At 59.1% G+C, this 25,301-nt stretch carries 23 protein-coding genes; 20 read left to right on the top strand and 3 right to left on the bottom strand.

Annotated features, from left to right (window positions below):
- From priA to J3348_RS02580, 9 genes are read left to right on the top strand one after another with little or no spacing between them, the layout of a single operon-like run.
- Positions 1-2,259 carry a primosomal protein N' gene (priA, locus tag J3348_RS02620; RefSeq protein WP_097774853.1) on the top strand — a complete coding sequence of 753 codons (2,259 nt, stop codon included), beginning with the start codon at positions 1-3 and terminating at the stop codon, positions 2,257-2,259.
- 16 nt (positions 2,260-2,275) lie between these two features.
- Positions 2,276-2,812 carry a peptide deformylase gene (def, locus tag J3348_RS02615; protein WP_097774854.1) on the top strand — a complete coding sequence of 179 codons (537 nt, stop codon included), beginning with the start codon at positions 2,276-2,278 and terminating at the stop codon, positions 2,810-2,812.
- Positions 2,812-3,732 (top strand): methionyl-tRNA formyltransferase, encoded by a 921-nt coding sequence (gene fmt, locus J3348_RS02610; RefSeq protein ID WP_005940255.1) that lies wholly within the window; start codon positions 2,812-2,814, stop codon positions 3,730-3,732. The genes def and fmt overlap by 1 nt, the downstream gene beginning before the upstream one ends.
- Positions 3,732-5,066 carry a 16S rRNA (cytosine(967)-C(5))-methyltransferase RsmB gene (gene rsmB, locus J3348_RS02605; RefSeq protein WP_207698235.1) on the top strand — a complete coding sequence of 445 codons (1,335 nt, stop codon included), beginning with the start codon at positions 3,732-3,734 and terminating at the stop codon, positions 5,064-5,066. Before fmt ends, rsmB begins: the two co-directional genes overlap by 1 nt.
- Before the next feature lie 39 nt (positions 5,067-5,105).
- Complete coding sequence (gene rlmN / locus J3348_RS02600; RefSeq protein ID WP_005940261.1) at positions 5,106-6,146, top strand: 23S rRNA (adenine(2503)-C(2))-methyltransferase RlmN; 1,041 nt, start codon at positions 5,106-5,108, stop codon at positions 6,144-6,146.
- Positions 6,147-6,165: 19 nt separating this feature from the next.
- Positions 6,166-6,906: a Stp1/IreP family PP2C-type Ser/Thr phosphatase gene (locus J3348_RS02595; protein ID WP_005940264.1), complete on the top strand. Its 741-nt coding sequence runs from the start codon at positions 6,166-6,168 to the stop codon at positions 6,904-6,906.
- The gene (gene pknB, locus J3348_RS02590) at positions 6,906-8,804 is read left to right on the top strand and encodes a Stk1 family PASTA domain-containing Ser/Thr kinase (RefSeq protein WP_097781908.1); all 1,899 of its coding nucleotides are present in this window, start codon (positions 6,906-6,908) and stop codon (positions 8,802-8,804) included. Before J3348_RS02595 ends, pknB begins: the two co-directional genes overlap by 1 nt.
- A gap of 11 nt (positions 8,805-8,815) precedes the next feature.
- Entirely contained in the window at positions 8,816-9,694 is an 879-nt protein-coding gene (gene rsgA / locus J3348_RS02585) for a ribosome small subunit-dependent GTPase A (RefSeq protein ID WP_207698234.1), read from the top strand.
- 18 nt (positions 9,695-9,712) lie between these two features.
- Positions 9,713-10,348, top strand: coding sequence for a thiamine diphosphokinase (locus J3348_RS02580; RefSeq protein WP_044953453.1), 636 nt, complete (start codon positions 9,713-9,715; stop codon positions 10,346-10,348).
- 209 nt (positions 10,349-10,557) lie between these two features.
- Here the strand turns inward: J3348_RS02580 and J3348_RS02575 are convergent, their stop codons facing one another.
- The gene (locus J3348_RS02575; RefSeq protein ID WP_207698233.1) at positions 10,558-11,679 is read right to left on the bottom strand and encodes a cysteine desulfurase family protein; all 1,122 of its coding nucleotides are present in this window, start codon (positions 11,677-11,679) and stop codon (positions 10,558-10,560) included.
- Positions 11,680-12,072: 393 nt separating this feature from the next.
- On the opposite strand from J3348_RS02575, the gene J3348_RS02570 reads away from it, so the two are divergent.
- The 6 genes from J3348_RS02570 to J3348_RS02545 all read left to right on the top strand — a co-directional run bounded on the left by J3348_RS02570 (position 12,073) and on the right by J3348_RS02545 (position 16,676).
- Positions 12,073-13,434, top strand: coding sequence for a uracil-xanthine permease family protein (locus tag J3348_RS02570; RefSeq protein ID WP_005940287.1), 1,362 nt, complete (start codon positions 12,073-12,075; stop codon positions 13,432-13,434).
- Positions 13,435-13,721: 287 nt separating this feature from the next.
- The gene (locus tag J3348_RS02565) at positions 13,722-14,273 is read left to right on the top strand and encodes an NADH peroxidase (protein ID WP_005926148.1); all 552 of its coding nucleotides are present in this window, start codon (positions 13,722-13,724) and stop codon (positions 14,271-14,273) included.
- A gap of 161 nt (positions 14,274-14,434) precedes the next feature.
- Positions 14,435-15,205 (top strand): heparan-alpha-glucosaminide N-acetyltransferase, encoded by a 771-nt coding sequence (locus J3348_RS02560; RefSeq protein ID WP_207698232.1) that lies wholly within the window; start codon positions 14,435-14,437, stop codon positions 15,203-15,205.
- Positions 15,206-15,356: 151 nt separating this feature from the next.
- Positions 15,357-15,773 carry a flavodoxin gene (locus J3348_RS02555; protein WP_005940293.1) on the top strand — a complete coding sequence of 139 codons (417 nt, stop codon included), beginning with the start codon at positions 15,357-15,359 and terminating at the stop codon, positions 15,771-15,773.
- Between the two features lie 329 nt (positions 15,774-16,102).
- Positions 16,103-16,459 (top strand): nitrous oxide-stimulated promoter family protein, encoded by a 357-nt coding sequence (locus J3348_RS02550; RefSeq protein WP_005940299.1) that lies wholly within the window; start codon positions 16,103-16,105, stop codon positions 16,457-16,459.
- 58 nt (positions 16,460-16,517) lie between these two features.
- Positions 16,518-16,676: a DUF1540 domain-containing protein gene (locus J3348_RS02545; RefSeq protein ID WP_097777933.1), complete on the top strand. Its 159-nt coding sequence runs from the start codon at positions 16,518-16,520 to the stop codon at positions 16,674-16,676.
- Between the two features lie 66 nt (positions 16,677-16,742).
- Here the strand turns inward: J3348_RS02545 and J3348_RS02540 are convergent, their stop codons facing one another.
- Positions 16,743-17,357 carry an HAD family phosphatase gene (locus tag J3348_RS02540; protein WP_005940304.1) on the bottom strand — a complete coding sequence of 205 codons (615 nt, stop codon included), beginning with the start codon at positions 17,355-17,357 and terminating at the stop codon, positions 16,743-16,745.
- 130 nt (positions 17,358-17,487) lie between these two features.
- On the opposite strand from J3348_RS02540, the gene J3348_RS02535 reads away from it, so the two are divergent.
- From J3348_RS02535 to J3348_RS02515, 5 genes are all read left to right on the top strand, one after another.
- Positions 17,488-17,787 carry a YlmC/YmxH family sporulation protein gene (locus J3348_RS02535; RefSeq protein WP_097774865.1) on the top strand — a complete coding sequence of 100 codons (300 nt, stop codon included), beginning with the start codon at positions 17,488-17,490 and terminating at the stop codon, positions 17,785-17,787.
- Between the two features lie 135 nt (positions 17,788-17,922).
- Entirely contained in the window at positions 17,923-19,860 is a 1,938-nt protein-coding gene (locus tag J3348_RS02530) for a sulfatase-like hydrolase/transferase (protein WP_207698231.1), read from the top strand.
- Between the two features lie 201 nt (positions 19,861-20,061).
- Complete coding sequence (gene rpsB, locus J3348_RS02525) at positions 20,062-20,784, top strand: 30S ribosomal protein S2 (protein WP_005940316.1); 723 nt, start codon at positions 20,062-20,064, stop codon at positions 20,782-20,784.
- A gap of 48 nt (positions 20,785-20,832) precedes the next feature.
- Entirely contained in the window at positions 20,833-21,756 is a 924-nt protein-coding gene (gene tsf, locus J3348_RS02520) for a translation elongation factor Ts (protein ID WP_005940319.1), read from the top strand.
- A 190-nt stretch (positions 21,757-21,946) separates the two neighbouring features.
- Complete coding sequence (locus J3348_RS02515; protein WP_207698230.1) at positions 21,947-22,639, top strand: alpha/beta hydrolase; 693 nt, start codon at positions 21,947-21,949, stop codon at positions 22,637-22,639.
- Between the two features lie 377 nt (positions 22,640-23,016).
- Here J3348_RS02515 and J3348_RS02510 read toward each other — a convergent pair whose 3' ends face one another.
- Complete coding sequence (locus J3348_RS02510; RefSeq protein ID WP_097777928.1) at positions 23,017-24,744, bottom strand: carbon starvation CstA family protein; 1,728 nt, start codon at positions 24,742-24,744, stop codon at positions 23,017-23,019.
- Between the last annotated feature and the right edge of the window lie 557 nt (positions 24,745-25,301).

Genomic DNA, 25,301 nt, shown 5'->3' with positions numbered 1-25,301 from the left:
ATGCCCAAAACGGTAGGCGTTGCCGTCAGCAATGCGACCTTCCACTTTGATAAGCTTTATACCTATGCCGTCATGCCGGACCAGCAGAATGCGGTAAAACTTGGCAGCATGGTGCTGGTGCCCTTTGGCCGCGGCAGCCGCGCCCGCATGGGCGTGGTGCTGGCCTGCGATGCCGAGCCGGAAAGTGCAAAGCTGAAATATCTTTTCGACGTGGCCCCGGCATCCGCCTGCCTGACCCCGGAACTGCTGCGGCTGGTGCATTTTCTGAAGGAACGAACCTTCTGCACCTATTATGAAGCGGTCAAGGCGGTCATTCCCTATGGTGCACAGTACAAGCCTGCCGTGGCGGCGGACGGTGTAACGCCGGTGCTGCAAAAGCAGCTCACCCGCCACACCGAGAACTCCTACCGCCTTGTGGGTGGGCTGCCGCCAAAGCCGAAGCCGACAGCCAAGCAATTGGCGGCAGTGGCGCTGCTGGGCGGCGGGCCGCGCACCCTGAACGAACTGGAAGACAAGGGCATCAGCCGTGCCGTGCTGGATAACCTGTGCGCCAAAGGCGTGCTGGAATGCAGCAAGGTGAATAAATCCATCGACCTGTATTCGTCCATTCCGCTGAAAAACGAGCCGATCACCCTCACGCAGGAGCAGCAGGCGGCTTACGATGCTCTGCTGCCAAAGCTGGAAGACGATGCACCCCACTCGGCGCTGCTCTACGGCGTGACCGGCAGCGGCAAGACGCTGGTGTTTTTAAAGCTCATTGCCCGCTGTCTGGAGCAGGGCAGGCGTGCGCTGGTGCTGGTGCCGGAGATCAGCCTGACCCCGCAGATGATCCTGCGGCTCAAGAGTCAGTTTGGCCGCCGGGTGGCGGTGCAGCACTCTGCCCTCAACCACACCGAACGCCTTTTGCAGTGGCAGATGATCCAGGACGGCGGCGCAGACATCGTGGTGGGTACCCGCAGCGCCATCTTTTCGCCGCTGGAGAACATCGGGCTCATCATCATCGATGAGGAGCAGGAGCACACCTACCGCTCGGAATCCGCGCCCCGCTATTCTGCCCACGAGGTGGCCCGGCAGCGCGCGGCGGAAAACGATGCATTGCTTCTGCTGGCAAGCGCCACCCCCAGCACCGAGAGCTTTTACGCGGCCCAGCATGGCCGCACCCAGCTGGTGCGGCTGACCCAGCGCTACGGCGGCAACCCGCTGCCCACGGTGCAGATCGTGGATATGCGCGCAGAGCTGGCGGCAGGCAACCCGCGGGAGATCAGTCTGTCACTGGAAGATGCCATCCGCCGCAATCTGGATGCAGGCAAGCAGACCATTTTGCTGCTGAACCGCCGGGGCTACCAGACCATGGCCCAGTGCGAGGACTGCCGCGAGGTGCTCAAGTGCACAAAATGCAGCGTGCCGATGGTGTACCACAAAGCGGCGCACAAGGTATTGTGCCACTACTGCGGCAGCCAGATGGAACCGCCCACTGTGTGCCCCGCCTGCGGCGGCAAGCTGCAGTACCGGGGCTTCGGCACCCAGAAAGCCGAGGAAGAGCTGGCAAAGCTGTTCCCGGATGCGCGGGTGCTGCGCATGGATCAGGATTCCACTGCCGCAAAGGATGCCCACGAAAAGCTGCTGGCAAGGTTTGCAAACCACGAATATGACATCATGGTGGGCACCCAGATGGTGGCCAAGGGACTGGATTTTGAGGATGTGACCCTTGTGGGCGTGCTGGGCATCGACTCGCTGCTGTTTGCGCAGGGCTTCCGCGCGTATGAGAACGTGTTCAGCCTCATCACGCAGGTGGTGGGCCGCAGCGGCCGGGCCAGAGACCCCGGCTTTGCCATCATCCAGACCACCGACCCCGATAACCCGGTGCTGAACCTTGCCGCCGCGCAGGACTACGATGCCTTTTTTGAGCAGGAAATTGCATATCGCAAGCTGGGCCTGTACCCGCCCTTCTGCGGGCTGTGCGTCATTGGCTTTGCAGGCGCAAAGGAGATTGAGGTGGCACGGGCGGCGGCGCGCTTTGCGGCCCTGCTGGGCCAGCAGGCGGCAAAACAGCCGGACCTGCCGCTGCGGGTGCTTGGCCCCACGCCCGGCAGTATTGAAAAAATCAACGACACTTATCGCTATAAGCTTACCATCAAGTGCCGCAACGACCGCCGCTTCCGCGACCTCGTGCGCAGCACACTGGAAAGATACGAACAGGAAAAACTTCCGTCCAAGGCCACCGTTGCGGTGGACCTGCACTCGGACGGTGACATCTGATTTGGAGGTACCATAAATGGCTATCCGTAACATTGTAAAAGAGGGCGATCCCATCCTGAACAAGGTCTGCCGCCCCGTCACCACCTTTGATGACCGTCTGGCTACCCTGCTGGACGACATGCACGAGACCATGATCGCCGCCGACGGCGTGGGTCTGGCCGGCCCGCAGGTGGGCATGCTGCGCCGTCTGTTCGTGGTGTGGGACACCACCGATGCCCCGGAAGAAATTCCCGAAAACTACGAGTACAAGTTTATCGACTTTGTGAACCCGGAGATCCTGGCTGTATCTGAGGAAGAGGAGACCGCCTACGAGGGCTGTCTGTCCTTCCCGGGCCACAACGGCGCTGTGACCCGCCCCGCCGCGGTCAAGGTGCGCGCACAGGACCGCCACGGTGAGTGGTTCGAGCTGGAAGCTGAGAATCTGCTGGGCCGCTGCATCCAGCACGAGAACGACCATCTGGACGGCATTACCATCATGCAGTCCAGCGAGTATTTCTATGAGGATACCGAAGAGGGCAAAAAAGCTGCCCGCGAAGCGAAAGGAAACAAGTAATGCGCATTTTGTTCATGGGCACGCCGGATATTGCCGCAGAGTGCCTCAAAGCCCTGTATGCCGCCGGGCATGACATCTGCGCGGTGTACACCCGGCGGGACAAGCCGGTTGGCCGCAAGCAGGTGCTTACCGCACCCCCGGTCAAGGAAGTGGCCCTTGCCCACGGCACGCCGGTGTTCCAGCCCCGCACCCTGCGGGACGGCAGCGAGGACGAGAACATCCGCGCACTGGCCCCGGAGCTGATCGTGGTGGTGGCTTATGGCTGCATCCTGCCGAAGTCTGTGCTGGAAGCGCCGAAGTACGGCTGCATCAACCTGCATGTCTCCCTGCTGCCCAAGTACCGCGGCAGCGCCCCGGTGCAGTGGGCCGTGCTGAACGGCGATGCCGAGACCGGCGTTTCCATCATGCAGATGGACGAGGGCCTTGACACCGGCGATGTGCTCTGCTGCGAGAAGATCGCCATTGACCCGGAGGAGACCAGCGGCCAGCTGTTTGACCGCGTGACTGCCGTGGGTGCCCGTGTGCTGTGCGAGGTGGTGCCCGCCATCGCCGCCGGAACGCTGAAACCCCAGCCGCAGGATCATGAGAACGCCTGCCTTGCGCCTATGCTGAACAAGGAGATGGCAGAGTTCCGCCTGACCGAATCGGCTGCCCACATCCACAACTGGGTGCGCGGCATGAACCCGTGGCCCGGTGCATGGTTCGTCACCTCCGGCGGCAAAAAGCTCAAGGTGATGGAGTGCCGTGCCGTGGAAGCTCACGGCGAAGCGCCCGGCACCGTGCTGGCCACAAAGCCGCTCACGGTGGCTTGCGGTGAGGGGGCCGTCCAGCTGCTGAATGTGGTGCCGGAAGGCAAAAAGCCCATGGACGGCACCGCCTTTGCGGCCGGTCAGCGCCTGAAAACGGGGGATATCCTCTGATGGCGGCGAATCCCCGCGCGGCGGCAGTGGCGGCGCTGGTGCGGCAGGAGCAGGATGGCTTTTCCAACCTTGTTCTGGATGCCGAACTCAAGCGCCAGCAGCTGGAAGGCCGCGATAAAGCTTTTGCCAGCGCCATCTTTTACACGGTGCTGGAACACCGGGGCACACTGGACTACATCCTGTGCCAGTTCCTGCCCAAGGGCCTTGCCAAGCTGGATGCACCGGTGCGCGAAATATTGCGCGCGGCGCTGGCGCAGGCCCGCTATATGCAGGTGCCGGTGTCCGCTGCGGTGAACGAGGCCGTCAAGCTGACCCGTGCCTTCAAAAAATCCAGCGCATCCGGTCTGGTCAACGCCGTGCTGCGCAAGGCGTGCAGCTACGACCTGAGCACCGCAAGCTTCAAAAACGAAGTGGAGCGGCTCATGGTGCTTGGCTCTGCCGGGCGGGATGTGGCGGAATTTCTGCACAAAAACTACCCGGACGAGGCACTGGATATCCTTACCTACAAGGCCGACGGCGGCATGACCAGCCTGCGGGCGAACCCGCTGAAAGGCAGCGCCGATGAGCTTTGTGCAAAGCTGCTGGCTTCCGGCGCAAAGGAAGCAAAGCGGGGCATTGTGCCCGGCAGTGTGCTGGCCCGCTTCGAGGGCAGCCCGGCGGAAAATGAGCTGTTCCGGCAGGGGTACTTCCATGTGGAAGGGCAGGCCAGCCAGCTGGCGGCGCTCTGCGTGGACGCACAGCCCGGAGAAACAGTCATCGACCTGTGCGCCGCGCCCGGCGGCAAGACCATCCTGCTGGCCGAGCAGATGCACAGCACCGGCAGGCTCTACAGCTGCGATGCCGCCGAGAACCGCGTGGGCCTGATCCGCACGGCAGTGCAGCGCATGGGCTTGACTAATGTGGAAGCCCTGTGCAACGATGCCACAAAGCTGAACCCGGCCCTGCCGCAGGCCGACCGCATTTTAGCGGATGTGCCCTGCAGCGGCCTTGGCATTCTGGCAAAAAAGCCGGATCTGCGCTACAAAAAGCTGGAACCGGCCCGCGAAGCTGAATTATTGGCCACGCAGTCGGCCATCCTCGATACGGCGGCACAGCTGCTGAAAGCGGGCGGCAGGCTGGTGTACTCCACCTGCACCATCGACCCGGCAGAAAACCAGCAGCAGATCGCGGCATTTCTGGCCCGCCACCCGGAGTTTACGGTGGTGGAGCCTGCCGCAGCGCTGCCCGCGGGGATGACGGCAGGGGAGCACGGCGCGCTTTCGGTGCCCACCCGTACCGGCATGGACGGTTTTTTCCTGTGTGCCATGCAGAAAAACGGGGAAAAGCTGCAATGAAACAGGCGGCTTGTTCGTAAAAAACAATAGGAGAACACAATGGAACAAAAACGCTGTATCTCTTCCTTTACGCTGGCAGAGCTGACCGCTGAACTGAAAGCGATGGGTCAGCCGGGCTTCCGGGCAAAGCAGATCTTCCACTGGGTGCACCAGAAGCTGGTCACCGAGTTTTCTGCCATGACCGACCAGCCCAAGACCCTGCTGGCAAAGCTGGAAGAAAGCTTCTACATTGCCGCGCCCAAGATCGAGCGCAGGCAGGAAGCAAAGGACGGCACGGTAAAATATCTGCTGCGCATGGCGGACGGCAACTGCATCGAGACCGTCGTGATGCGCTACCACTACGGCAACACGGTGTGTGTGTCCACGCAGGTGGGCTGCCGCATGGGCTGCCGCTTCTGCGCGTCCACCCAGGCGGGCCGCGTGCGCGATCTGGAAGCAGGCGAGATCTGCTCTGAGATCTACACCGCCCAGAAGGATATCGGGGAGCGCATTTCCCACATCGTGCTCATGGGCATTGGCGAACCGCTGGATAACTTTGACGAAGTGATGAAGTTTCTGGAGAACATCACCTCGCCCGAGGGCGTGAACATCGGGATGCGCAACATCAGCCTTTCTACCTGCGGTCTGGTGCCCAAGATCGACCAGCTGGCCGAGAAAAAGCTGCAGCTGACCCTCTCGGTGTCGCTGCACGCACCCAACAATGAAATTCGCAGCGGCATGATGCCGGTGAACGATGCCTATCCCGTGGAAGTGCTGATGCAGGCCGTGCGCCGCTATCAGGATACCACCGGCCGCCGCGTGAGCTTTGAATATTCCATGGTGCGCGGTGTCAATGATTCCGATGCCTGCGCCAGACAGCTGGCAAACCTGATCCGGGGCATGGGTGCCCATGTGAACCTGATCCCCATCAACCCGGTGGACGGCAGCCCGTACTCGGCCACCGATGCAGCCAACGTGCACCGCTTCCAGCAGAAGCTGGAGAGCCTTGGCGTGAACGCTACGGTGCGCCGCCGCCTTGGCAGCGAGATCAGCGCTGCATGCGGCCAGCTGCGCCGTGACGAAATGAACGGGAAAGCGTAAATATTAAAGGGAGAAGCCTATGAAACTTGCAGGAAAAACGGATGTCGGCAGGGTCCGGCAGGATAATCAGGACGATTATCGCGCAGGAGAACTGCCCGGCGATGCCGCATGGCTGCTGGTATGCGACGGCATGGGCGGTGCACGCGGCGGCAGGGAAGCCAGCCAGAGCGCGTGCGATGTGATCGAGCGCTGCTTTCAGGAGCAGTATGCTTCCAAGTGCCTGCCCGGCGAAGAGGAGACCTTTTTGAAAAAGAGCCTGCTCAGCGCCAACCGCTTTGTGTTCCAGAAGGCCCTGCGTGAGGAATCGCTGGCGGGCATGGGCACCACGGCTGTGTGCGCACTGGTGCGCGGCGGCAAGGTGTTCCTGTGTCATGCAGGCGACTCGCGGGCGTACCTGTACCGGGACGGCAGGCTTGCCCAGCTCACCCACGACCACTCCTATGTGCAGGAGCTGGTGGACTGCGGCACCATTACCGTGGAGGAAGCCGAGCACCACCCTCAGAAGAACATCATCACCAAGGCGCTGGGCGTGGACTACCGGCTGGACTCGGAGTTCACCACCGCACCGCTGCAGAAAGGGGATATCCTGCTGCTGTGCTCGGACGGCCTGACCAATGCCGTGCCCAGAGAACAGCTGGAACAGCTGCTGCGCACCGGCGGGTTCTACGACCTGCCGGACCTTCTGATCCGCACGGCCAACGAGAACGGCGGCCCGGATAACATCACCGCGCTGCTGCTGTGTGTGGAGGAGGTGCGCTGATGGACAACCTGATCGGCAAAAAGCTGGACGGCCTGTATGAGGTGCGGGAGCTGATCGGTTCCGGCGGCATGGCAAACGTCTACAAGGCAGTCATGCTGGGGCACAACGGCCCGGTGCCTGCCGGTACCGTGGTGGCGGTAAAGGTGCTGCGGCAGGAGTATATGCACGACCCGGACCTTGTGCGCCGCTTTAAAAATGAATCCAAGGCCATCTCGCTGCTGAACCACCCCAACATCGTAAAAGTGTACGATGTATCGGTGAATGATGATCTGCAGTATATCGTGATGGAATATGTGGACGGCATGACATTGCGCGAGTACCTTAACCAGCGCGGCGGTAGGCTGACCAACCGGGAGACCGTGCACTTCATCTCCCAGATCTTAAAGGCGCTGGAACATGCCCACGCCAACGGTGTGGTGCACCGGGACATCAAGCCCCAGAACATCATGCTTTTGGACAACGGCCAGCTGCGCATGATGGATTTTGGCATTGCGCGCATCTCCCGTGCCGAGAACCAGCTGCTGAGCGGCAAGGCCATGGGCAGCGTGCACTATATCAGCCCGGAGCAGGCCAAGGGCGATGAGACCGACTGCACCAGCGATATCTACTCGGTGGGCGTGATGATGTACGAGATGCTCAGCGGTCATCTGCCCTTTGATGCAGACGACATGGTGGAAGTTGCCATCAAGCAGATCTCCGATCAGCCGAAGTCTTTGCACGAGATCGCGCCGGAGGTGCCGAATGCACTGGTGGAGATCACCGAAAAGGCCATGGCAAAGCTGCCGCAGAACCGCTACGCATCCGCCCGCGAAATGCTGGATGCGCTGGACACCTACGTGCACAACCCCTCCGTGATGTTCGAGTACAAGTATATTACAGAAGATGCTCCCGAAAAGGTGGTGAAACGTACCATGAACCAGAACCGTGCAAACCGTCAGGCCGAAAAGCCTGCGCCCCGCGGCAAAAAGGCCGCACCGCGCAAGAAAAAGCGCACCATCTTCCTGCCGGCACTGTTCGGCGTTACCATTGCATTTGCACTGGCGTGCCTTGCGCTGTGCTGGATGATCCTGAACGATTCCTCCAACCTGATGAACAACAAGGCCGATATCACGCTGGGCGATTATATCGGCATGACGCAGGACGAGGCTGCTGCCACCGAGCAGGTGGTCTCCGGCCAGATCAGCGTTACCTGGGAGCAGGAGTACAACAGTAACTATGCGGCGGGCTATATCTATAAGCAGTCGCCGGTGTCCGGCCGCACGGTGCGCGAGGGCCAGAATGTGACCCTGACTGTGAGCCTTGGCACCCAGTACGTTACCGTACCGGACCTGACCAACTATGTGCAGGCCGATGCAGAGCAGCAGCTCAAGGAGCTGGGTGTCTCGGTGCTGGTAACGCAGGCTGTGGATACCTCTGTGGCATCCGGCGCGGTGATCCGCACCGACCCGGCGGCGGGCAGTCAGGTGGCTGCAGGCAGCACTGTGGTGATGTATATCAGCCGCCCGCAGGTGGCAACCACCACCAAGGTGCCCTCGCTGACCGGCATGAGCACCGCTGATGCCCGCACCCTGCTGGTGCAGAACCATCTGGGCCTTGGCAGCCAGACCGAGCAGTACAGCGACCAGCCGGTGGGTACTGTCATCAGTCAGAACCCGGCGGCAGGCTCTACCACAAAGCTGAACGGCCGCGTGAACATTGTGGTAAGCGCAGGGCCGGAGCCTGCACCGGAACCGGAAGCACCCAGCGACAGCACCACCGGCGGCGACTGGTGGAGCGGCCTGTTTGGCAGCAGCTCCTCTTCTTCCAGCACCGAGACCGGCACCGAACAGGGCACAGCGGGCAGCGGCGACCCTTCGCAGAAACCGCTGACCGACTGGTGGTCTTCGCTGCTGAGCTGATGGAGGCATGCATGAAGGGATATATCACAAAGGGCATCGGCGGCTTTTACTATGTAAAAACGCCGGAGGGCATTGTGGAGTGCAAGCCCCGCGGCATTTTCCGCAAACAGAAGATCACGCCGGTGGCGGGCGATGAGGTGACGCTGGAGACCGAGAACGGTGCAGCCGTCATTGCCGAGATCGCACCGCGCAAAAATGTGTTCGTGCGGCCTCCGATGGCAAATCTGGATGTGCTGTTCCTTGTGGCCAGCACCACCCAGCCCACGCCCAGCACGCTGGTGCTGGATAAGCTTGCCGCCATTGCGGTGGACAAGGGCGTGCAGCCGGTGATCGTGTGCACCAAGGGCGACTTGGCCGAGGCGGAATTCCTGCGTAAGGCCTACGAAAAATCGACCCTGCCGTTCATCCGCATCGATTACGAGACCGGCGGCGGGCTGGACGAGGTGAAGCAGTGGATCAGCGGCAGGCTGTGTGCGTTCTGCGGCAACTCCGGCGTGGGAAAATCCACCCTTTTGAACCACCTGCTGCCGGAAGCAGAGCGCGAGACCAGTGCCATCAGCCAGAAGCTGGGCCGCGGCCGCCACACCACCCGTGAGGTGACGATCTTTGAAGCCTTTGGCGGGCGCATTGCGGATACGCCGGGCTTTGCCAGTCTGGAAGCGAACCGCGCCGGGTTCATCCCCAAAGAAAATCTGGAGCATGCGTTCCCGGAGTTCGGGCCTTATCTGGGCCAGTGCCAGTTCACCGGCTGCTCCCACCGCAGCGAAAAAGGCTGTGCCGTGCGCGCCGCACTGGCCGAGGGCAGGCTCTCCCAGACCCGGTACGACAGCTACTGCGCCATGTACGAGGAAGTTAAGGACGTGAAGGATTGGCAGCGCCCGAAAGTATAAAGGATAAGGAAGAGATTCATGTCACGCTGTGTGATCATTTCGGCCTGCCCGGTTTCTCCGGAGCTGGCAGAGGCCCTGCGGCCGGACGACTTTATCATTGCCTGTGATGCAGGCTACCGCAACTGCGCACCTCTGGGGCGTAGACCCAACATCATCGTGGGCGACTTTGACACCGCGCCCTGCCCGGAACAGCAGGACGACGATATCATCGTGCTGCCCCATGTGAAGGACGATACCGACACCGAGTATGCCGCAAAGCTGGTCTCGGAAAAGGGCTTTGACGAGGTGCTGCTGCTGGGCGGCCTTGGCGGCAGACGGGTGGAGCACACCCTTGCAAACCTGTGCACCGGCCTTGGGCTGGAACAGCGCGGTGTGCGCACTACCCTGCTGGATGAGCGCAGCCGCATCACCTACGTGATGCCCGGCGAGACCCGCCGCTACCCGAAGGAGAAGTACTTCTTCTTCTCGGCCTTCCCGATGGAGGGCAGGGCGCAGGGCGTGTGCGAGCGCGGCTCCTACTATGAGCTGACCGATGCGGAGCTGACCGCCAGCTACCCGCTGGGCGTCAGCAACGAGTACGCTGCCGGGTCGGACTGCATCACCATCTCCACCCGCAGCGGTGCGCTGGTGGTGGTGGAGACCATCGCAGACTGAGCGCTGCTGCCCTTGCCGGAACGTTCCGGCCCCTGCCTGCATAGGATGGGCCAGAAAACGGAAAGGCGGGGAGCATATGCAGGTAGTTGTGATCCGAAGCCCCAAGGCGCTGCGCGGCATTCTGCGCAGACTGTTCGGCATTCAAAAACAGTAAAAAAGATCCCCTCGCTGCTGGTCGGCGGGGGGATCTTGCTTCATAGTACTCCTTTTTATTGCGTCAGGGCGTTGTAACAGGCATCGAACGCCTGCATAAAATCAGTGATCTCCTGTTCCGTGGTCAGGTGGCTCAGGCTGATGCGCCACGAGGACAGCGCGTTGCGCCGGTCATGGCTCACGGCAAACACGGCGCGGGAGGGCAGGCCGTCCGAAGAGCAGGCCGATTTGACCGAGACGCATACGCCCTGGGCATCCAGCTCCCGCTGGAACACGGTGCCCTTCACGTTCTGTACGCTCAGGTTTAAAATCTGCGGCACGGCGGTGTCCGGGCTGTTGATGCGCACCTTGGGGTATTGGGCAAGCCCGGTGCGCAGGCGGGCGTTCAGGGCGCGGATGTGCTCCACCCGGGCGGGCAGCTCGCTCACTGCCTTTTCCAGTGCCAGCGCCAGCGAACAGGCCAGCGCCACGGTGGGGGTGCCGCTGCGGTAGAGGGTGGTGCTCTCGCCGCCATGGATGAGCGGCTCCAGCGCAAGGCCGCGCCGCTTGACCAGCACACCGATGCCGTTCAGCCCGTAGAACTTGTGGGCGGTCAGGCTCATGGTGTCGATGCCCGCAAAGCTGACCGGCAGCTTGCCCACGGCCTGTGTGGCATCCACATGGAAGTGGCAGTGGGGGCAGGCCTTCAACATTTCCGCGATCTCGGCCACCGGCTGCACCACGCCCAGCTCACTGTCCACGGCAGTGACGGCCACCAGAATGGTGTCCGGGCGCAGCAGTTCTTTCAGGTGGGCAAGGTCCACCGTGCCGTCCTGCCGGATGTCCACAAGGTCGATCTCGTATCCCTGCTCCTGCAGGGCGGTCAGGCTGCCGCTCACCGAGGAGTGCTCCAGCGGGGTGGAAATGATGTGACTGCCATGGTGGCGCTCCAGCCGGGCGATGCTCTTGATGGCAAAGTTGTTGGCCTCGCTGGCACCGGATGTATAGATGATCTCGGCGGGCTGCACGTTCAGGCTGCGGGCAATGCTCTGGGTGGCGGCATCGATGGCAGCCTTTGCGGCAGTGCCTGCTGCGTGGCGGGAATTGGCATTGCCCGGGCAATTGCGCTCCACCTCGCAAAAGCGCTGTAAAACCGCTTCGTCTACCGGGGTATTGGCGGAATAATCCAGATAGATCATAAACTCTCCTGATAATTCTCTTATAATACAGATTACAATGGTAGGTTATATTATAGTGCGCTTTGGGCCGGATTGCAAGAGAAGCGGCGCAAACTTCCGGGCTGGAAATACAGGAGAATTAAGCAAAATGGTTGCACGGCGGCAAAAAGTCTGCTATAATCTCTTGAAGGACTGCCCGCTGCGGCCTTTTGCGGGGCTTTTGGCGGCGGTTTGGAAAGAGCCTGAATGAAAGGGGGAGCGCACCATGCTGCACAAGAATCATCGACTGCGCTGCATTGCACTTCTCATTTCCGGGCGGGATCATTGTTCCCAAATTTCAGGGGCATTGCCGTTTTGCTGACGGCGGTGCCTCTTTTTTTGGGGCTGCGAGTTCTGTAGGAGGCAGAAAACTTCATGAGTGAAAAGATCGATTACTCCAAAGGCATTTACGACGCGCGCCAGCTGGGCGCAGGCCGCATGTTCATTCTGGGCGTGCAGCACATGTTTGCCATGTTCGGCGCAACGGTGCTGGTGCCGCTGCTCACCGGCCTGAGCGTTTCCACCACCCTGCTGTGCGCAGGTCTGGGCACCCTGCTGTTCCACCTCATTACCAAAAAGAAGGTGCCTGCATTCCTCGGCTCCTCCTTTGCGTATCTGGGCGGCTTTTCCATCGTGGCCCCCATGCTGGCAGATGCAGACGGCAACCTGACCGTTGCCAACACCAAGATGCTGCCCTACGCCTGCGCCGCCGTCGCATTTTCCGGTCTGGTGTATCTGGTGGCCAGCCTGCTGATCTCCACCTTCGGCATCCGCCGCATCATGCGGTTCTTCCCGCCGGTGGTCACTGGCCCCATTATCATTTCCATCGGCCTGATCCTGGCCCCCTCTGCTATCAAAAACTGCCAGTCCAACTGGATCCTGGCCTTTGTGGCACTGGGTGTCGTGATCGTGTGCAACATCTGGGGCAAGGGCATGGTCAAGATCCTGCCCATCCTCATCGGCGTGCTGGTGTCCTATGCAGTGGCACTGGTGACCGGTGCAGTGGACTTCCAGCGCATTTCTGAGGCTGCATGGGTGGGCATCCCTCTGCACAAGGAGGCCATGGGCCTGTTTGCCATCGACGGCAGCCCGGAGTTCATCAGCGCACTGTTCACCATCATCCCCATTGCACTGGCAACCATGATGGAGCATGTGGGCGATATCGCCGCCATCAGCGCAACCGTGGGCCACAACTATATCAACGACCCCGGTCTGAACCGTACCCTGCTGGGCGACGGCCTTGCAACCACCATGGCCGGCCTGCTGGGCGGCCCGGCCAATACCACCTACGGCGAGAACACCGGCGTGCTGGCTCTGAGCAAGATCTACGATCCGCTGGTCATCCGCATTGCGGCTGTCCTGGCCATCATCCTGAGCTTCAGCCCCAAGTTTGAGGCTGTCATCAACACTATCCCCACCGGCATCATCGGCGGCATCAGCTTTGTGCTGTATGGCATGATCTCCGCCATCGGTGTGCGCAATGTGGTGGAGAACCGCGTGGACTTTACCAACAGCCGCAACCTGATCGTGGCCGCTGTCATTCTGGTGTGCGCACTGGGCTTCAACTCTGTGGGCGGTGTCAGCTTTGCCGTTGCAGGTGTCACCATCAACCTGTCCGGTCTGGCTGTGGCCGCGATCGCAGGCATCCTGCTGAACGCTATCCTGCCCGGCAACGACTACGAGTTTGATGCTGCCGACGGCTCCGAAGCCGCTACCAGCAGCAACCTGCAGGTCTGATCTCCCATAGAAGAAGGAAGAACAAGGCAGAAGCCGTCCTGTGTGTGCAGGGCGGCTTTGCTGTTTTTAAGGTGCACAGGGCAAAGCACACAGTTTTTGAGGATGGTTTTTAGTGACCCTGCCGGAATTTATCTGTAAGGCAAAATAAATAGGAATTATTCTTAAAATTATCCTTGACTAACTAGGAATTATTCGCTATAATAGAGCCATGACAAGGGCCGGTGAGTACCAACACCGCCCAGCCTGTTTTCTAACTGATATAAAAAGAATGATGGAGGTCTATTCTTATGAAGAAGTACGTTTGCACCGTTTGTGGTTATATTGCTGAAGGCGAGATCCCGGCACAGTGCCCCGTCTGCAAGGCTCCTGCTTCCGCTTTTGTGGAAAAGACCGGCAACACCTACGTCACCGAGCATGTTGTGGGCATCGGCAAGGCCGAGGGCGTGCCGCAGGAGATCGTGGATGGCCTGCGCGCAAACTTTGAGGGTGAGTGCAGCGAGGTCGGCATGTATCTGGCAATGGCTCGTGTGGCTGAGCGCGAGGGCTACCCCGAGATTGCTGAGGCTTACAAGCGTTATGCCTACGAGGAAGCAGACCACGCATCCCGCTTTGCAGAGCTGCTGGGCGAAGTTGTCACCGACAGCACCAAGAAGAACCTGATGATGCGTGCCGAGGCCGAGTGCGGCGCATGTGCAGGCAAGATGGATCTGGCCAAGAAGGCAAAGGCCCTGAATCTGGATGCCATCCACGACACCGTTCACGAGATGGCAAAGGACGAGGCCCGTCACGGCCGCGGCTTTGAGGGCCTGCTGAAGCGCTACTTCAACACCGAAGTCTGATAAGGTTTCCCCGGTTATCCATTCTGACCGCTGCATGGCTTTGCCGCTGTGCAGCGGTTTTTTTGTTCAACCTACGGAACTATTCCGTTGACAGGCACAGCGGCGGCGGGTTATAATTTGTCATATCGTATTGCGAAACACAGCAAAGGGGAATATGGAAAATGGAAAACGAACGACGAGTGCAGCAAAAGACCCCGGCGGGCCGCTACGCCCTGCTGGACGAGCTGCGCGGGCTGGATCTGGTCAGCATGATGCTGTACCATGCCTGCTGGGACATGATGTTCCTGTTCGGCATCTGGATGGACTGGTACGCGGGAATGCCGGGGCGTCTGTGGCAGCAGACCATCTGCTGGGTGTTCATTCTGCTGTCCGGCTTCTGTGCGCCCTTTGGGCGGCATATGCTGCGGCGCGGTGTTACCGTGTTTGCCGCCGGAGCGCTGGTAACGGCGGTGACGCTGGTGTTCATGCCGGGAGAGCGGGTCATTTTTGGCGTGCTGACCTTTCTGGGCAGCGCCATGCTGCTCACCGGTGTGCTGGAACCGCTGCTGAAAAAGATCCCGCCCGCCGCAGGGCTGGCGGTTTCGGCGGTGCTGTTTGCACTGACTTATCATCTGGACGAGCGTTGGCTCGGCTTCGGCGGGCTGCGCCTTGCGTTGCCGGATGCATGGTACGCGAATTACTTTACAGCGTTTTTCGGCTTTCTGCCCTTCGATTTTTATTCCACCGATTATTTTGCCCTGCTGCCGTGGCTGTTTTTGTTCTGGGCAGGGTACTTTCTGCACGGCGTGGTGGGCCGGGCGCGGATGGAACCGCTGCGCCGTTCGGTCTGCCCGGCGCTGGGCTGGATGGGCCGGCACTCGCTTTTGCTGTATCTGCTGCACCAGCCGGTGATCTACGGCGTACTTTCAGCCGCGGCAGTTCTTTTTGCATAAAAGGCTTGACACAGCCGGGAAGCTGTGGTATTCTATCGGTGGTTAGAAGATACTAACCAAATGGGGATGCGTCTGCGTGGTTGGACGCATTTTCATGGAACATAAAGTTAGATATATCTAACTAATATTGATTTGAGAGAGGACGATCTTTATGAGCAAAGTAGCAGTCGTATTCTGGAGCGCAACCGGCAACACTGAGACCATGGCAAACTGCGTGGCAGAGGGTGCAAACGGCACCATCGTGCCCTGCAGCGAGATGAACGCCGCAAAGCTGGCTGAGTTTGATGCAGTGGCTTTTGGCTGCCCCGCAATGGGTGCTGAGCAGCTGGAGGAGAGCGAGTTCGAGCCGATGTTCTCTGATCTGGAGGGTTCTCTGAACGGCAAGAAGATCGCCCTGTTCGGCTCCTACGGCTGGGGCGACGGCCAGTGGATGCGTGACTGGGTGGAGCGTGCTCAGGGCGACGGCGCACAGGTGCTGAACGGTGAGGGCCTGATCTGCAACGAGGCCCCGGACGATGATGTTCAGGCTGCATGCCGCAAGCTGGGTGCAGATCTGGCTGCATGGTAAACAGGAGAAACTTCTCTTGACAAACAGAGACAGCTGCGATAAACTATGAGAACACCGAAAAACGGTGTTTTTGCAAAGCTGAAAGTTAGTAAATGCTAACTTTCGTGCAAAAGCAGCAGCCTCTGTACAGAATGCATCAAAACTGCGGCAGGGGACAGCAGACGGAAAGGTCTGCGCTCCTGCCGCTTTGGTTTCAGAAGGCGGTGTATATGGCAGTGGCTGCAGCAATTGGTGTTACGGTAGGCTTTGCATTTTTGCGCCGTGCGGTGCGCCGCGCTGCAATGCGGTCGGACCGTAGAAAAAAATAAGGCAGCAGGAGGCCCCGTCCCATGCAGGATACCCCGAAGAACTTGGATCAGAAGCGCGCAGATGAAAAGATGCTGGTGAGCGAGATGATCGCTCTTTACTGCCGCAGGCAGCACAAAACACCCAAAGGCAGCCTGTGCCCGGAGTGCCGGCAGCTGCACGATTACGCCCTGACCCGCATTGACAAATGCCCGTTCATGGAGACCAAAACCTTCTGCTCGGCCTGCAAAGTGCACTGCTACAAGCCGGAAATGCGGGAGAAGATCCGCGCGGTGATGCGCTGGGCAGGCCCGCGGATGCTGCCGGTGCACCCGGTGCTTTCCATCCGGCATGCGGCAGTCACACTCCGGTCTAAGCGCGAAGCGAAAAAGGCTGGCTGAGTTTTCCAGAATAAACACCCTGCCCGCAGGCCATACTGTGGACAGAGAGGTGATAAATATGGAAAACATCGGCGTTACCTGTGATGTCTGCGAGTGCTGCCACAATGTGAGCGGCTGCAAGTGCGACCTGCCCCAGATCAAAGTGACCGAGCAGTGCACCTGCGATACGCAGCAGGTGGAGACCCCGCACTACTGCCAGAGCTACGAGAAAAAGTAATTCCTAAAGCAGCAAAACAGCTCCTGCCAGAGCATTTCCGGCAGGAGCTGTTTTGGGTCACGGAGGTCAGCGCAGGGCCACATTGCAGGTGGCAAGGCTGCGGATCAGGGTGCCCACGCTCTCCTTCATCCGGATGCCCACGAAGCCCAGCGTGAATGCGGCCTGCACATTGGCCAGATTGTCGTCGATGAACACGCACTCGCTGGCCTTCAGGCCGTATTTATCCAGCAGGGCCTGATAGATGCGGGGGTCGGGCTTGTTGATGTGCACCTCGCAGGAGGCTACGCCGCCGTCAAAGCGGTCCAGCACGCCGCGCTCCTTGAGCAGGGCCAGCACGTCCTCCGGGATGTTGCTGAGATAGTACACGCTGTAGCCATGGTTCTTCAGGCGGCGCACCAGCTCCTGCATCCGGCGGCGCGGGCGCAGGATGTGCAGCCAGTCGTCCAGCACGCCCTGCACCTCAAACTCGCGCCCGGCGGCCTTGGCGTTGCGCAGCATGGCCTGATTGCCGTCAAAGCGGGAGACAAGCCCGGCATCCAGCTGCTTCCACTCCTCGCTGCCAAAGGTCAGGTCGTACACCTGCTCTTCGATCTCTTCATTGCAAATGCGGTCTACCAGATAGGCGCGGGGGGCAAAATCCACCATGACACCGCCCAGATCAAACACGATGCTTTTATACATTTAAAATTTCCTCTGTTTCTCATGGAATGCTCTGCCCACAGTATACCACAATCTGCCATGCGGTTTCCACTGCTTTTTGCATGATGTGCCCGGTGGCTGCATAAGCTGTGGCAGAAAGGGGAGAAGGGCATTGACCATCCGGGAACTGTGTGAAAAAGAGGTGGTGCAGCTGGAGCAGGGGGTCTGCCTTGGCCGGGCCGACGACCTGACCTTTGACCCTGCCACCGCCCGGCTGCAGAGCCTGATCCTGCTGGGGCGGCCAAGGCTGTTCGGATTGCTTGGCCGGGACGATAGCCTGACCATTCCATGGCAGGAGATCGAGACCATTGGCACGGATGCGGTGCTGGTGCACACGGCCCTGCCGGAAGCACCGCCGCAGCCGGAACAGCTCAAATGGTGGCAAAAGCTGCGCGTGAAGCTGGGTTTGTAAATTTTTTGCAAAAACAGGGTGGACTTTTTTGTGAAAGTGACTATAATAATCGCAGAAGCTTTGTGCAAAAAGCGTAAAGAAATGTGCTTTTGCGTATGATCTGAGGTTTCACGGATGAGGAAAGGAACAGGAATTATGAAAACTCCCAAACCGCTTTTGGCGCTGCGGATGGTATTCCCGCTGGCGGCATCGCTGATCGTGCTGCTGCTGGGCGAGGGGATCGCCCGCGGGAGCCTGAGCGCAGATGTTTTTGCAAGTTTTATCTTCCCGCACATCGGGGCTTATCTGCTGGCGTGGCTGCTGCTGTTTCTGGTGTGGCTGCTGCTGGACTGGGTGTTCCGCTGTCCGCCGCTGTCCACGCTGGGCATGGCGGTGCTGGGCTGTGCGCCCTGCGCGGTGAACTTTTACACCCTGCAGCTGCGCGGCGAGCCGTTCCTGCCATGGGATCTGGCACAGGTGTCAGAAGCTGCCGGTGTGGCATCCGCTGCGGGCCTCAAGATCCAGCCCAGCATGGTCGTGACCATCATCGTGGTGCTGGCACTGACGGTGGGCAGCTTCTTCCTGTTCCGCGGCCGTCACAAACAGCGCTGGCTGCCCCGGCTGGCGGGCAGTGCCGCCACTATAGCGGCCCTCTGCCTGCTGGTGTTCGGCGTGTACCTGCAGCCCGCGGTCACGCAGGTGCTGGGCATTACGCCGGATGCATGGATGCAGGACCGCTACTACCGCTACTACGGCGTGATCACCGGCTTTATGACCAACCTCACCAATCTGGAGATCTCGAAGCCTGAGGAATACTCGCAGGAAGCGGTGGATGCCCTGCTGGACAATGTGGACGGGAGCCAGAAGTTTGCCACCAGCCCGCTGTACTCCACCAGCTACAGCGCCGTGACCCCCAAGGACGAGCAGGTGAAGCAGCCCACCATCATCTATGTGATGGACGAGTCCTACTGGGATGTCTCGGAGCTGGAACAGTACGGCATCACCTTTGATACCGATGTCTCCAAGAACCTGCACGCCTTGCAGCAGACCAGCGCCTATGGCCGGGCCTACAGCCCCAGCTTTGGCGGCGGCACCTGCGATGTGGAGTTTGAAGCCCTTACCGGCTACTCGGTATCCTTCCTGCCCAGCGGCAGCAAGCCCTACCAGCAGCATGTGACCAAGCCCATGTTCGCCATGCCCAATTACCTCAAGCTCAAGGGCTACCAGACCGCAGCCGTGCACTGCTTCTGGGCAAAATACTGGAGCCGCGACAAGGCTTACCCCAACCTCGGCTTTGACGATTTTATCAGCCTTGAGGATATGCATGGCGTGACCAAGGTGCGCAAGCACTACTGGACCAGCGGCCTTGTCACCGATGATTCCATGGCCGACCAGATCATCCAGCAGTACGAGAGCATGAAGTCTAGCTCGGACAAGCCCATCTTCCTGCACGCTGTCACCATGCAGAACCATACCAATTATAACAAGGACAACTACCCGGACGACGAGCGGGTGAAGGTGCTGTCCCACCCGGCGGGCCTCAAGCCCAGCACCGTGGGCGCGCTGGAAGATTTTGCTACCGGCATCCGGGATGCAGATGCCATGATGGGCAAACTGACCGAATACTTCTCGCAGGTGGACGAGCCGGTCATTCTGGTGTTCTGGGGCGACCACTATAACCCCATCGATTCCAATTACGATGTCTACACCACTACCGGCTATGCCAGCGATTCCAGCGCAGACCCCCGCCTGCACCAGACCACGCTGCTGATGTGGTCCAACTACAGCCAGCAGCAGGTGGACCTTGGCACCATTGCCGCTTACGATATCTCGCCGGTGATGATGGACATTTACGGTCTGGAAGAGCCGCTCTACTTCCAGTTCCTGAACCGTCAGCTGCGTGTGGCCAGCCGCACCAATACCCGCGGAACCACCATGAATCTGGACGGCACCACCACGCAGGAGCCTACCGAGTTCCAGCAGCGGTGGTGCGCAGAGCACTGGCTTTTGCAGTACGACCTGATGTTCGGCAAAGGATATGCGCTGCAGCGCATGGGCCTTGCGGGCCTGAGCGGCGTGGACACAGGCAAATGAGCGAAAAACAGACGATTTCTTTGTAAAAAACAGAGAAAAACTCTTGCAACCGGCGTTTGTTTGTGATATTATAACAAGGCATTACACACGCATCACTATGCCCTTTTGTGCCCAAATGGGTGGAGGGCAGTCCCGAACCGTCCGATACGGCCCGGGATCACGGTGTGCGGAGGCAAAACAATATCTGGAGGTATTTTTACTATGGCAGTCGTTTCTATGAAGCAGCTTCTCGAAGCAGGTGTGCACTTCGGTCACCAGACCCGCCGCTGGAACCCCAAGATGGCTAAGTACATCTTCACCGAGCGCAACGGCATCTATATCATCGATCTGCAGAAGACCGTGAAGAAGCTGGACGAGGCTTACAACTACGTGAAGGAAGTTGCAGCTGAGGGCGGCGACATCCTGTTCGTCGGCACCAAGAAGCAGGCTCAGGAGTCCATCCGTGACGAGGCTCTGCGCTGCGGCATGCACTATGTCAATGCTCGCTGGCTGGGCGGTATGCTGACCAACTTCCGCACCATCCGCAAGCGCATCGACCGTATGGATCAGCTGGCTAAGATGAAGGAGAACGGCACCTTCGAGCTGCTGCCCAAGAAGGAAGTTGCCAAGCTGGAGCTGGAGATGGAGAAGCTGGACAAGTACCTGGGCGGTGTCAAGAACATGAAGACCCTGCCGAAGGCTATGTTCATCGTTGATCCTCACAAGGAGCGCATCGCTGTTGCTGAGGCCCGCAAGCTGAACATCCCCATCGTGGCTATCGTTGATACCAACTGCAACCCCGACGAGATCGATTACGTGATCCCCGGCAACGACGACGCGATCCGCGCTGTCAAGCTGATCGCTGGCGCTATGGCTGACGCTGTGCTGGAAGGCAAGCAGGGCAACCAGGAGGCCGCTCCCGCTGAGGATGCAGCAAACGCCTGATTTCCCATCCCACAAACAACAAAATAACGTGTAAGGGAGAATACGAAAATGGCTATTTCTGCAAAGGACGTTATGGAACTGCGCAAGCAGACCGACTGCGGCATGATGGAGTGCAAGAAGGCTCTGACTGAGGCTGACGGCAACTTCGAGAAGGCAATCGAGATCCTGCGTGAGCGTGGTCTGGCTACCGCTGCCAAGAAGGCAAGCCGTACCGCTGCCGAGGGCATGGTCTACGCTGACTACTGCCCCCAGTGCAAGGTGGGTGTTGTCATCGAGGTCAACGCTGAGACCGACTTCGTTGCCAAGAACGACAAGTTCGTTGCTTTCGTCAAGGAGGCTACTCAGGTCATCATGAAGCAGAACCCTGCTGATGTTGAGGCTCTGATGGCTTGCAAGACCGAGAACGGCGAGACCGTGGACGAGGCTCTGAAGAACCTGATCCTGGTCATCAAGGAGAACATCAAGGTTCGCCGTTTCGTTCGTTACGAGGGCGTTTGCTCTGCATACGTCCACGGCGGCGGCACCCACGGCATTCTGGTCAACTTCGAGACCACCAACGGCATCGAGGCTAAGGACGAGTTCGTTACCTACGGCAAGGACATCGCCATGCAGGTCGCAGCTGCTAACCCCGGCTATGTCGATGAGGCTTCTGTCCCCGCTGAGGTCGTGGCCAAGGAGAAGGAGATCATGCTGGCTCAGATGGCTGGCGATCCCAAGACCGCTAACAAGCCCGAGGCTGTGAAGCAGAAGATGATCGAGGGCAAGATCAAGAAGTTCTTCAAGGAGAACTGCCTGGTCGATCAGGAGTTCGTCAAGGACAGCGACCTGACCGTTGCTCAGTACACCGCTAAGGTCGCTAAGGATCTGGGCGGCGACATCAAGATCGTCAAGTTCACCCGCTTCCAGAAGGGCGAAGGCCTGGAGAAGCGTGCCGACGACTTCGCTGCTGAAGTTGCAAGCATGGTGAAGTAATTTAACTTCCAAAGTTGAATTGGGAGCTGCAGTACCCGTAACAGGGCGCTGCGGCTCCTTTTTGTTTGTGTTTGGCGGGCGGATGTGCTATCATAGAGAAAACGGAAAGAAGGGAGGACGAAAAGCAATGCGCAGTGTAAACAAAACGTCTCTCCGAATGGAGAGCATGATCGGATAAGGAGAATCCCTTATGAAAAAACAAACCATGACTCTTGCGGGCATCCCTGCCATTCTGTACGGCAGCCGGAGCCGGAATGTTTACCTCTATCTCCACGGCAAGAACGGCTGCAAGGAAGAAGCAGAACGTTTTGCCGCTACAGCCTGTGAAGCGGGCTGGCAGGTGCTGGCTATCGACCTGCCCGAGCATGGCGCACGGAAAAACAGCCCTGAGCGGCTTCTGCCGTGGGTGGCTGTGCCGGAGATAGAAGCCGTATACGCCCGCATGAAGCCGGTGTGGGCGCATATCCGGCTGTATGGGGTCAGCATCGGCGCGTGGCTTGCCATGCAGGCGCTGCAGGGAGACGCGCCGGAACAGACCCTGCTGGTCTCTCCGGTGGTGGATATGGAAGCGCTCATCACGAATATGATGCAATATGCCCATGTGACCGAGGAACAGCTGCAGCGGGCAGGGGAGATCCCCACGGATCTTGGGGAGACCCTCTCATGGCCGTATCTGTGCTGGGTGCGGGAACATCCGCTGCACTGGCATGGCCGCACGCAGGTGCTGTATGGTGACAGAGATGCCCTGACCAGCCGCACCATGATCGAGCGCTTCCGTCAGGAAAGCGGGGCGCATCTGACGATCATGGAAGGCGGGGAACACTGGTTCCATACCCCGGTGCAGATGGCGGTCCTTCAAACGTGGGAAGAAACGAATTTTTGATTTTTGATTTAGAATAGCCGCCGCGTGCGCTATGGCTATTTTTAGCGGAAGTATTATTTTTATATTTGCAAACCAGCAAAGCCTGCGGGCTTTGCTGGTTTGCTTTTTCACGGGAAAGGTCGTGACCGTACACTGCATTTTTTGTGGTGACTATGCATTTTATCTTTGGGACTCTTTCTGTGAAAAAATGGTTTGGAAACGACCGCAGTCGTTTCCAAACCACAATATCAAATAAATTTTCCTCTGCTTATGGCCAGAGCGCACGCGGAGGCCATTTCAAATCATAGAAGCTTACAGCAACAAAAACTGCCGCTGACGGTTTTTACGCCGTCAGCGGCAGTTTGCATTTACAGATTCAGTTCAGCAGGATCTGAAACTCAGACCTTTGCTTCGCTGTTGTGCTCAGCATTCTTATAGGCCTTGAAGGAGTGGAACACGATGTTCAGGCCCAGAACGATCAGCAGCACGGCAAGGATCAGCTGCAGGCCGTTTGCAATGAACACAGCACCCCAAGTGGTCTCGCCAGCGGGGATGGTGACAGCAGCGGCATTGCTGATGGCCTTGACCATAGCAATCAGGCGCTGCACCAGAGCGGTGAAGGTGACGCACAGCATGATGACCAGCGGAGGGAAGATCATCTTGTTGCTGCGGCCGGTGACCTTCAGGAACACGCACAGGGTGGCCAGAACCAGAGCGCTCAGCAGCTGGTTTGCAGAACCGAACAGGGGCCAGATGTTGGCGTAGCCGATTTTGGTCAGCAGGAAGCCGAAAGCCAGAGTCAGGAAGGTGGAGAAGTACACGTTGCACAGCAGCTTGCGCCAGCCCTCAGCATGCTCCATGTCGTCCACGCTGAACAGCTCCTGGAAGCTCATGCGGCCGATACGGGCCACAGCATCCAGACTGGTCAGGGCCAGTGCGGAAACGCACATGGTCATAAACACAGAGGCAAAGTGCTGGTCCAGGCCGAAGCCCACGAAGAAGCTGGCAACGCCGCGGCTGAAGACCTGGAACGGAGTGCCGTCTGCGGGGGTGCCGTCTGCAGCAGCAGAAGCACCGGCCACGCACAGGGCGATGACAGCCAGCAGGCTTTCCAGCACCATGGCACCGTAGCCGACCTTCAGCATATCCTTCTCATTGGTAACGGTCTTGGAGGAGGTGCCGGAAGACACCAGACTGTGGAAACCGGAAACAGCGCCGCAGGCAACGGTAACGAACAGGATGGGGAACATGGTGCCCAGCTTGGCGTTGGTAAAGCCGGTGAACACCGGCAGGTTCATGACGGGATGATTGACGATCAGGCCCAGAACAGCACCCACGATCATGGCCACGAACATAAAGGTGGTCATGTGGTCACGGGGCTGCTTCAGCAGCCACATGGGCAGGACAGCAGCAAAGAAGATGTACACAAAGGTGATGTAGCTCCATGCAGCCTTGCCCAGAATGATGGGGAAGTTTGCACCCACCACAAAGGACAGCACGATGAATACGATGCTGATCACATTCTCTTTCCAGCCGGTGAAGTGCAGGTTCTTCTGCAGCAGGCCAAAGATCACGGCGAACACCATGAACATGATGGAGACCATGCCGGCAGCACCGTTGGTCTGGGCAGCCTCCACCAGAGCACCGTCAGCACCGTAGGCATTGAAGGTGCCGGCCACCATGTCGGCAAAGGCGGCGATCACGATGCCGCAGAACAGCCAGCAGAACAGCAGGAACAGCTTGCGGCCGGTCTTGCCGATGTACTTTTCGATCAGCATGCCCATGCTCTTGCCGTCGTTCTTAACGGAAGCATACAGAGCGCCGAAGTCGGTGACAGCACCGAAGAAGATGCCGCCCAGCAGCACCCACAGCAGCACCGGCAGCCAGCCGAAAGCAGCAGCCTGGATCGCACCGGTAACAGGGCCTGCACCGGCAATGGAGCTGAACTGGTGTGCAAACACGGTCCAGCCGTCGGTGGGAACGTAGTCCCGGCCGTCCTCATGGACAACTGCCGGGGTCTTGGCAGAGGGGTCGATGCCCCACTTGTTTGCCAGCCAGCGGCCGTAAAGCATATAAGCGCCAAACAGACACACGGCTGCGATCAATACGATGACCAGCGTATTCATTGTTTTTACCTCTTTCCTTTTTTGGCATCCGGCAAATGTCAGCGGCATGGGGGCGGCAGGGTGTAAAAAAGGCCCCGTCTTCCTGCGTTCGTTCCATTTGGGACGAACCATCGAAGACGAAGGCCTTCACATACACTGCACATCGTGTATGGAATACTCCGCGATACCACTTCGTTTGCTGCACAGGGCAGCCACTCCCAGCGTACATACATACGCAGCCCCGTAACGTGGGCAAAACGGCCATGCATTACTGGAAGGCGGGGTCAGCGCCTTTGTTCACACAGGCTGCTCGCAGGGGAGAACGCTTTGCTCCTGACTGCTGCCCTTGCATCAGATGGGCGGCTCTCTGGGAGAGGGTGCTGCAAAGAATCATGTCCTGTTCATCGCATTTGCCGAATGATTGTCCGTATTTTAGTGCGGAATTCACAAATTGTCAATATCTTTGGAACAAGTTCGGAGGATACACTAATTCAGAAAAGCGTTCTGCAATAATTTTTAGGTGATTTTTGTTCATGCGTGAAACGAAGAAAACTATACACGTCAACGAATGAAAAGAG

This window comes from Faecalibacterium sp. Marseille-Q4896 (genome assembly GCF_017377615.1).
GTDB classification, from domain to species: Bacteria; Bacillota; Clostridia; order Oscillospirales; family Ruminococcaceae; genus Faecalibacterium; species Faecalibacterium taiwanense.
Note: the sequence above shows the minus strand (reverse complement) of the source record. Positions and strands in the feature narration are given on the sequence as shown.